This is a genomic window from Nesterenkonia aethiopica (assembly GCF_039534665.1).
Lineage (GTDB): Bacteria > Actinomycetota > Actinomycetes > Actinomycetales > Micrococcaceae > Nesterenkonia > Nesterenkonia aethiopica.
This window is the reverse complement of sequence record NZ_BAAAVT010000040.1, coordinates 1-1470: the sequence shown is the minus strand read 5'-3', so window position 1 is coordinate 1470 and position 1470 is coordinate 1. Positions and strand designations below refer to the sequence as shown.

1 protein-coding gene and 1 pseudogene are annotated in these 1470 nt (G+C 61.9%); both read right to left on the bottom strand.

Annotation, left to right across the window (positions count from 1 at the left end):
- Window positions 1-34 precede the first annotated feature (34 nt).
- Window positions 35-1201 (bottom strand): IS30 family transposase, encoded by a 1167-nt coding sequence (locus ABD658_RS15245; protein WP_425574517.1) that lies wholly within the window; start codon window positions 1199-1201, stop codon window positions 35-37.
- Between the two features lie 72 nt (window positions 1202-1273).
- Window positions 1274-1423, bottom strand: a pseudogene (locus ABD658_RS15240) (helix-turn-helix domain-containing protein); the annotation flags it as partial.
- Between the last annotated feature and the right edge of the window lie 47 nt (window positions 1424-1470).

The window sequence follows — 1470 nt, the reverse complement described above, 5'->3', positions numbered from 1 at the left end:
GGCGGATTCTATGAGTCGTTGCACCAGCTGATGGTCAGCTGGTGAGGATGATGTCTCTCATCTTCTCAGCTGGGGTGGCCCACTGAAGTGTCTTACGAGGCCGACCATTGAGCAGGTGAGCAACGTGTTCAAGGTCCTCAGGGCCATGGACCGCCAGGTCTGTGCCTTTGGGGAAGTATTGACGCAGCAGCCCGTTGGTGTTCTCGTTCGATCCCCGTTGCCAGGGGCTGGCGGGATCACAGAAATAGACCGGCAGTTCAGCTTCGATGGTGATCCTGTGATGCTGTGCCATCTCTGATCCTTGGTCCCAGGTCAGCGAACCACGAAGATGCTGCGGCAATCTGCTGATCTGAGCGGTCACCGCAGCAGCGACAGTCTCAGCGGTGTGATCCCCAGACAGATGGCAGAGCATGACATAGCGGCTCTGGCGTTCAACGAGAGTCGCAATGGCCGAGCGGTTGCCTGCCCCCATGATCAGGTCTCCCTCCCAGTGGCCAGGAACGGACCGGTCCTCGATCTCAGCGGGCCGGTCGCTGATCATGATCATGTTCTGCCCCAGAGAGCGGGGCCTGCGCTGCTGGCCCTGCGGCTTCCGACGGGTACGTCCAGTCCGTAACGCGGTCTGGACTTCCTTCTTCAGCCCGCCGCGGGCTTGCAGGTAGAGGGCCTGGTAGATCGTCTCAGGGCACACGCGCATCTCCGGGGCATCGGGGAACTCTGTGACCAGGGTGGCACTGATCTGAGCCGGTGACCATTGCAGCGAAAGCTTCCGGGTCACCCACAAACGTAGTGGCGAGTCCCCGATGAGCTTGGCTCTCTTCGGTCGGGCACGGCGCTGTGCAGCCATTCGCTGAGCACCGTAGGGCATGTACCTGCCAGCACTATCACTGTTACGAGCGATCTCGCGACTGATCGTCGAATGTGGCCTGCCCAGCTGGGAAGCGATCTCCCGCATCGAGGCCCCCAGGGCCCGCAGATCACGGATCTTCTCCCGCTCGGCAAGGCTGAGGAACCGGGGATTAGTATCGGTGCCGGCAAGCAGCTGATGAGCACGCATTCTCCGGTTATACGCCCGGGTACCACCAGGGGCGGGCAGCGCGCCGGCGCCACCACGGATCTCTCGATCCCAGGTGTACCCGCTGGTCGCAGAGGCTCCCACAGCTATCGCCGCTACACGTACAGAGCGGCCTTGTTGGCGCAGCTGATGAAACTGTTCCCGACCGGGATGTCGGGGTGCGCCATGGGGCCCATGCCGATCTCCAGTACGGGACTTCCGTACCCAACGCTTCACGGTCGAAAGTGAGACCCCGTATGCAACCGCCGCACAACGGAGGCTCATGCCCTGCTTGAGCAGAGCGATGACTCTGTCGAAGACATCATCGCCATGACGAAAGACTCGAGGACTAGGTTCAGTGGGCTCCACTGCGGCTCCTGATGAACAGGCCGGTGCAACCACCGATAGACCCCGCC